Annotated in this window: 4 protein-coding genes and 1 pseudogene; 4 read left to right on the forward strand and 1 reads right to left on the reverse strand. The window is 58.3% G+C overall.

The genetic code is table 11. The features are described 5' to 3' along the window. Positions 1–60 precede the first annotated feature (60 nt). A complete protein-coding gene (locus RSSM_RS13965; RefSeq protein WP_008679768.1) occupies positions 61–1485 on the forward strand; it encodes a class II fumarate hydratase in 1425 nt (474 codons plus the stop codon). A 165-nt stretch (positions 1486–1650) separates the two neighbouring features. On the opposite strand, the gene RSSM_RS13970 is transcribed toward RSSM_RS13965, so the two are convergent. Beyond that, positions 1651–3936 carry a sigma-54-dependent Fis family transcriptional regulator gene (locus RSSM_RS13970; protein ID WP_044302535.1) on the reverse strand — a complete coding sequence of 762 codons (2286 nt, stop codon included), beginning with the start codon at positions 3934–3936 and terminating at the stop codon, positions 1651–1653. Between the two features lie 136 nt (positions 3937–4072). Between RSSM_RS13970 and RSSM_RS13975 the strand changes: the two genes are divergently transcribed. The 3 genes and pseudogenes from RSSM_RS13975 to RSSM_RS13985 form a co-directional block, all read left to right on the forward strand. Next, entirely contained in the window at positions 4073–5509 is a 1437-nt protein-coding gene (locus RSSM_RS13975) for a DUF1598 domain-containing protein (RefSeq protein ID WP_144059804.1), read from the forward strand. Between the two features lie 122 nt (positions 5510–5631). Beyond that, a complete protein-coding gene (locus RSSM_RS13980) occupies positions 5632–6666 on the forward strand; it encodes a mechanosensitive ion channel family protein (protein WP_008679777.1) in 1035 nt (344 codons plus the stop codon). A 723-nt stretch (positions 6667–7389) separates the two neighbouring features. After that, positions 7390–7608: pseudogene (locus RSSM_RS13985) on the forward strand (hypothetical protein); the annotation flags it as partial.

Consider the following 7608-nt stretch of genomic DNA (forward strand, 5'->3'; position numbering starts at 1 on the left):
CGGAGGAACCCCACGTCGGGGCTCCCGCTTTTTGCAGCCAACCAATCCGAATCACTCATCATGACCAAGACACGAACCGAACGCGACTCGATGGGCGAGGTTCACGTTCCCGCGGACGCTTACTACGGTGCTCAAACTCAACGGGCGGTTGAGAACTTCCCGGTCAGTGGTTGGCAATTACCGCCCGCCATGATCTCTGCCATGGGACGGGTCAAACTCGCATGCGGGATCGCCAATCGTGACCTCGGCAAATTGACCGGCACGGGCAAGAACCCTCTGTCGGACAAACAGGTCGAATCGATGCTAGCGGCCGCTACCGAAGTCGCCGAAGGGAAACTCACCGGGCAATATCCGGTCGACGTTTTCCAAACCGGCAGCGGCACCAGCAGCAACATGAACGTCAATGAGGTGATCAGCAACCGTGCGATCGAAATCGACGGCGGCGATCGGATGGCAGAGGACAAACCGATTCACCCCAATGACCACGTCAACATGGGGCAGAGCACCAACGACACGTTCCCAACCGCGATCCACGTTGCGACCGCCGTCGAAATCGAAACCAAACTCATCCCGACGCTCAAGCGAATGCACGCATCGCTCGAAGAGAAAGTCAACGCGTGGGACAAGATCATCAAGATCGGACGAACCCACTTGATGGACGCCACACCGCTGCGTTTGGGACAGGAATTCAGCGGCTTTGCGCGTCAAATTGAATTGTCCATCGCTCGGGCCGAGAAAGCACGCGACGCGGTCCTCGAACTGCCCGTCGGCGGAACGGCGGTCGGCAGCGGAATCAACACGCACCCCGAATTCGGATCGCGCGTCGCCGCTAACTTGGCTGAACAAACCAGCATCGCGTTCGTCGAAGCGGTCAACCATTTCGAAGGCAACGCCAACCGAGACGGATTGGTCGAGTCGCACGGTCAACTCAAGTGCATCGCCCAAACCTTGCTCGGCATCGCCAACAACATTCGTTGGCTCGGCAGCGGACCACGTTGTGGCTACTACGAAGTCAAACTCCCCACCCGCCAGCCGGGCAGCTCGATCATGCCGGGTAAGGTCAACCCGGTGATGTGCGAGTCGCTCATGCAGATCGCCGCACGCGTGATCGGCAACGACGCCACGATGACGATCAGTGGCGGTTGCGGCGGCAACTTCCAACTCAACATCATGATGCCCGTCATGGCTCACACGTCACTGGAATCGATCCGATTGCTTGACGGCGGTTGCTCGGCGTTCATCGATTTCTGTCTCGACGGAATGGAACCGAACGAAGAAGCCTGCAACGCCGCCGTGGAACAATCCTTGTCGATGTGCACCAGTTTGAATCCGCTGATCGGTTACGAGCAAGCCGCCGCTCTCGCCAAGGAAGCCTTCAAGTCAGGGCAAACGATCCGTGAGTTGTGTGTGGCGAAAAACATCCTTCCTGAGGACCAGCTCACCGAAGCACTCGATCCTTGGAAGATGACCGAACCGCAGGCATAAAAACACGCCTGCCCCTGTTTGGCCGCGTGCGTCAGTCTTTCACAAACTGACGCACGCACTTCTCCCTGAGTCTTGAAAAGACTCAGCTACGTGTTCACAACCAAACCACGTAGGTCAGGCTCTCCGAGACTGACATCCACACACCACCCTGAGTCTTCGAAAGACTCAGCTACGTGTCTTTGCGTCTTCGGCCGCATACCGCTTCAGCTTTCGGTCGAGCGTACTGCGTTCGATCCCGAGAATCGAAGCCGTTTGGCTTTTGTTGCCACCGGTGCTCTTCAGCACATTTTGAATGTGCTCACGCTCGAGCTTCGCCAACGACATGGACGGCGATACTTCCATACGTCGGCCCGATGCGGGTTGAGCACTTGCTCGCTGCGGGTTTTCGGCCTCGTCGACCGCGGTTTCATTCACAACCGCCCGCGTCAGCATGATCTCGTCCGCTGTGATTTCATGCGTCCCGCGTAATTCCAATGGTGCCATCACCACGGCACGTTCGATTACGTTGCGTAGTTCACGGACATTTCCCGGCCATGGGTACGCCAATAGTTTTTTCATGGCCCCTTGAGTCAGCTTCATCGGACCACGGCCCATCGTCTGAACGAACGTGCTTACAAAATGCTCCGCGAGCAAAGTGATATCGCGTCCTCGTTCACGAAGCGGAGGCACCACGATCTCAATCACGTTCAACCGATAGAACAGATCTTGCCGGAACGTGCCCGCACGCACCATCGCCTGCAAATCACGATGCGTTGCGGCAACGACGCGAACGTCGACGCGGATCGCTTCGTGACCGCCGACTCGTTCGAACGGATGCCCTTCGAGCACGCGAAGCAGTTTGGCTTGCAGGTCCAAATTCATTTCGCCGATCTCGTCCAACATCAGCGTTCCGCCGGAAGCGGCTTCGAACTTCCCCTTCTTCTGATCGGTCGCCCCCGTGAAGGCACCTTTCTCGTGCCCGAACAGTTCGCTTTCGAGAAGGTCCTTCGACAACGCCGCGCAGTTCAGACAAACCATCGGCGAATCTGCTCGAGGGCTGGCATAATGGATCGCCGAGGCGACCAACTCCTTCCCCGTACCTGACTCACCTCGCAACAAAACCGATGCACCGGAGCGAGCGACCTGGGCAATCTGGTACTGCACCTGCTGGATCTTATCACTGCGACCGAGCAACTTGACTCTTCCGGCGAGTTGACTGCGCAGCCGACGAATCGTTTCACGCGACTGGTGCAACGTTAGCTGCAACTCCTGCCGTTGGGAAAGCGACCGACATGCCTCGCAAAAAATTTCGCACGCCGTCACGATCACGGCGAGATCACGCTCGCTCAGCGAAGGATCCCGGGCCGTGGTGATCACATGAACGAATCCGTTTGCCGTATCCATCCGACCGGCCTGCATTTGCTCAGCCGTTTGCTCAGGGAATTGACTTGCCGTTCGCCCCGCGACAGTCCCCTCCTGCATACCATCCGCCGCGTGATTGTTGGGCGGAGTGGGCACATGCAGCGGAACGAGCACGATCGACTCCACATCAATTTCGCCGCGAGTATTTTCGGTTGCGAGCGTTCGGTCCCCTAAAACATTTCGTGCCAACAAAGCCGACGCCCCCGGTGCACGGACTTGGCGAACCAGCGATTCCGGCGGCCGACGATAGCGATGCCCCTCCCGCTGATGCACGTGCCGAGGCATCGGCAACTCGCCGTCGTTGACATACAGATACAGACCAATTTCCGCCGACGGGATCTGCGCCGCGAGCGTCTGCAACAACAATTCCGCAGCGGCATCGAATTCTTCATCCGAGGAATCCAACCGCCCCATCGCAAACGCCATCTGCAAAAGGGACAAGTCCGACTTTACCGGCAAACCGCTCGTGTTTGCATGCCCTGCCTCTCCATCAACAACATCTCCCCCATCGCCAATACCGCCCGGCGACACGAACGATGACTCGCTGACCGTTGAGGCTTGGCTCGGCGAGAAACCAATCGGCTGGGCAAGTCGTGAGGCAGGCGAACGAGAAACAATATCGAGCCACTCAGCATCTGGGTCCGCAATACCCTGCTCGCCCAACACGTCCTCCTGCGTGACATCCTCTTCCGGGTTCACGCGGTTTGGGTCCGCCACAGACACGGCCCCACCTGCGTCGCCCGACCAATGCGTCAAATCGTGAGCAAAACGCATTTCGAAACCCGCGACCTGCAAACGATCGCCTTCGGACAAACGCGTTGGACGATCGATTCGGGCCTCGTTGACGAATACGCCATTGCGACTATTGAGGTCTTCGATGAACCATCCCGTCTCGTCACAGGCTAGGCGGGCGTGACGCCGGCTCGCTTTCCCGCTCCGCAAAACCACCTGGTTTTCCGAAGATCGTCCCAACACAACCTCCGCCGGAGGGGCCAATCGATACACGTCGGTCCAGCGAGACCCCCGATGAAGCACCAAATAGGCGTCCATTCTCGAGGAAACAGCGGGTGGTGGGGCTGGCTTGCTTGTCACTGGAAAACACCACAAGTATTCTAAGCGGTTGCATATACAATCAATCGTAGTCTCGATCCTACGAAACTTTTCACCTGAGCAGGAATCTGTCTCGATGCGTTCTCTCCCTCGACGCCCTTTTTCCGCAAAGTCGCCCCAAACCGCCGTCTTTTCACATCGAGTCCGACGCACAGCGATGCTCGGCTTGGCTTGTTTGACCATGGTGCTTTCGTTGAGTGTCGCATCTTCGACAGCGGAAGCGGGACTCGGACTGGGACAAACCAGCGCCGTCGGGGGTGTGATGATCGACCCCGAAGGCAATGTGCGTGCCGCCACCCCAGCCGAACAGAAAGAAATGGCCGAGATGGTTCGTGCCGCCGTGCAAGGCCCCAACGGTGAATTGGCCCAACCTACTGACAAACGCGTCATCTCGCTCGCACGCTTGCAGGAAGAGCTGCGTGAAATGCATGAAACCGGCGGACGCATCGACGACGAAGCCGCATTCCTCGCCGGAATGCAACGCATCGAATATGTCGTCGTCGACAAGGAAAACAACGACCTGCTGCTCGTCGGCCCCGCCGAAGCCTGGGAAGTTCGTGCCGACGGTGCCGTTGTCGGCAAACAAACCGGCGGCTCGGTGCTGCGTCTCGACGACCTCGTGACCGCATTCCGCAGCGTCGAGGAAGCCCGCCGCGACGGAGGCATCCGCTGCTCGATCGAACCTACCGCCGAAGGCCGACAACGCCTCCGCGGTTTTCTGAAAAACGTCAAACTACGCCCTGGCCAAAACCCCGCTTTCCTGGAAGCCGGGATGCGAGAAGCCTTCGGCCCACAAATGATCAAACTCGCGGGCGTTGCGACGGACAGCCGTTTTGCCCGCACGCTCGTCGCGGCCGACTTCGAAATGAAACGCATCGCGATGGCACTGACCGAGTCGCCCGTCAAAGGTTTGCCGAGCTACCTGCAAATGGCGAAAAACAAACGCCAGTCTTCCGCACAAAGCCCTCGCTGGTGGATGGCCTGCGATTACGATCCGGTCGCCCGTGACGCCGACGGAACCGTCTGGATGATCAGCGGCCAAGGCGTGAAGACGCTGACTGAAGAAGACATCGTGGCAGCCGACGGTTCGGTCGCGTCGGACGGACGCCAAGATCCACTCGCCCTCAAATGGGCCAACACCATGACCGAGAAATTCAACGACTTGGCCAAAGCACGGCCTGTCTTCCGAGATCTACGCAACGTCATGGACCTGTCGGTCGTCGCCACACTGATCACCCAAGAAAACCTTGACCAGATCAGCGGTATCGACCTGAGCGTCCTCCGCGGCACAGACTCACTCGTCGAGACCGCCAGCTTCGAACTGCCCAAGTCGCTGTCTCCCCAGTGCAGCTTCATTCACGGCCGCGCCGGCTGGACCGTGACCGCTTCGGGAGGTGTCAGCATCAACGCGTTCGGAATCGTTGACAACCAAGTCGAGCAGCCCGAACTTAAAACGCTCGTTTCGGTCAAGAAAGCCGACGATGCCGATCGCTGGTGGTGGGACGGCGAATAGGGTGCAAAATGCCTCCGAGACTCGTCTTGATTTCGAATGAGGGCAATCGCTAAATCAGGGACAACTCACAGTTGACATGCGTATCGCTGTGAATTTCCTCCCCCTGGTTTCATCGCGCCCTCATGAATTCATCCGAAATCCTCCCGACTGATGCGGGAACCGCTCTCGACGCCTCGACAACCTCGTCGCTGACCAACACCTCGCAGTCGCAAGACGTGACCGGGATCGCCGACGCAACCTCCTCGCTGATCTCGAACATGGCCGAAGGTGACTTCACCGGCCTGACGGATTACGCCACCGTGCATCTCGCGCCTGCCCTGTTCTCCGCAGCGATCGGGTTGTTCGTAATCTTCATCGGTTACCTCGTGGCAAAGTACCTCATGCGGGTCATCAGCCAACCGGTTTGCCGCCGTGTCGATGAGACACTCGGCAAATTTGTCGGCAAAATGGTTTTCTACCTCATCATGTTTGGTGTCGTCGGAGCCGTGCTTAGCAAACTCGGCGCCCCTCTCGGTGGGCTTGCCGCCATGCTCGCCGCCGCAGGTTTTGCCGTCGGCCTCGCGTTCCAAGGCACTCTCAGCAACTTCGCCGCCGGCGTGCTGATGCTGGTCTTCCGCCCGTTCAAAGTGGGAGACGTTGTAACGACCGCGTCTGTCACCGGAAAAGTCGACGAGATCGATCTCTTCACGACCACTCTCGACACACCCGACAACCGCCGAATCATTGTCCCCAACAGCTCCATCGCTGGCGGAACGATCGAAAACATCACCCACCACGCACATCGCCGCATCGAAGTTTGCGTGGGCGTAGACTACGAAGCGGACCTGCAGGCGACACGAAACGCTCTACAGCAAGCCCTCGACAACCTAGCCGCGAAAACCATTCCCGGCGAAGGCCGTGGTAGTGCGGTCGTGCTGGCCGGGCTCGGTGACAGCGCCGTCGACTGGAAAGTCCGAATGTGGGTGGCCGCGTCGGACTACTGGCCGGTGAACGAAATGCTGATCGGTGAAGTGAAAACGCAACTCGATACCGCTGAAATCTCCATCCCGTTCCCACAAATGGATGTCCACGTGAAGTCCGGCTCGGAAGGACTCGCTGCCGGCCAATCCTCACGAGTCCGCCCCGCACGTCGAGCCGCCGATCGCCTAGCGAGCTGATACTCGGCCGACCGCGATCACGTGAAGAACTAATGCTAGCAATCGCCGTCGCCTATCTCTTCGCGGAAACGGCCGACAACGTTTGACACCCCATTCGCAAACTCGCGACCACATCGACGCTACCAAACAACCTCCCTCGCGGGAGGTTGTTTCATTTTGAGACACGCTCAAACGCCACGCTGCCCGCAACGCCACCCAGCGGGTATGCTGTCAAAAGGCAGGTGCTCGAACTGGACCAAGGCTCCGTTAGCGGTGCCCCACCATCAAGAATGAGGGTTGAAGGCCGTAGCGAAAGTCGCGAAGACTTTCGGCAATGGAGAGCCCTCCCGAAACTCTTGGCGGGCTGTTGATTTATTCGTTTAACGGCAATACCGTTCAATGAAGCACCGGGTTGTGGCGTTTTCGTTTAACCGGTAGCCGTAGGCGACGCTTGACGCAACACAACCTACCCTTCGGGCACGGGTTAAACGAGAATTGAACGGTATTGCGTTTAACGGGCAGCCAAAGGCGACCTACTTGCCACTGCACGTCGCCTACGGCTACCGGTTAAACGAAATCAGGTTGACCCTTGATGAAATCTACAAACCGCTGGCGAGTTTCGATACCTGAAAACTAGGCTTTGACGCACCGCCAGCAGTTTCTATCGGCTCTATTCTCGGGTCATGGATCAAAACCCAAGCCGCGTCGGAATACGAGCCCACACGTAAGGAAAGGCAGCAAACCATGTGGCAAACGAGCGAAGGCGATCGAACACTCGCCGGAGACGAAGCAACATTCATTTGCAACGCAATTGACTCCTTGATCGACCGCCTCCTCGAACGATTCAGCATCCCCGATCAAATGCAAGATCCCGATGGATGGCAGTGGGATTTCAAAGTGGGCATCTCGCAATTCGACGCGCTCACCCCACATCAGCAGATCTCACTGCTGCACTGCGTCGCC

This window comes from Aporhodopirellula sallentina SM41 (assembly GCF_000346505.1).
GTDB lineage: Bacteria > Planctomycetota > Planctomycetia > Pirellulales > Pirellulaceae > Rhodopirellula > Rhodopirellula sallentina.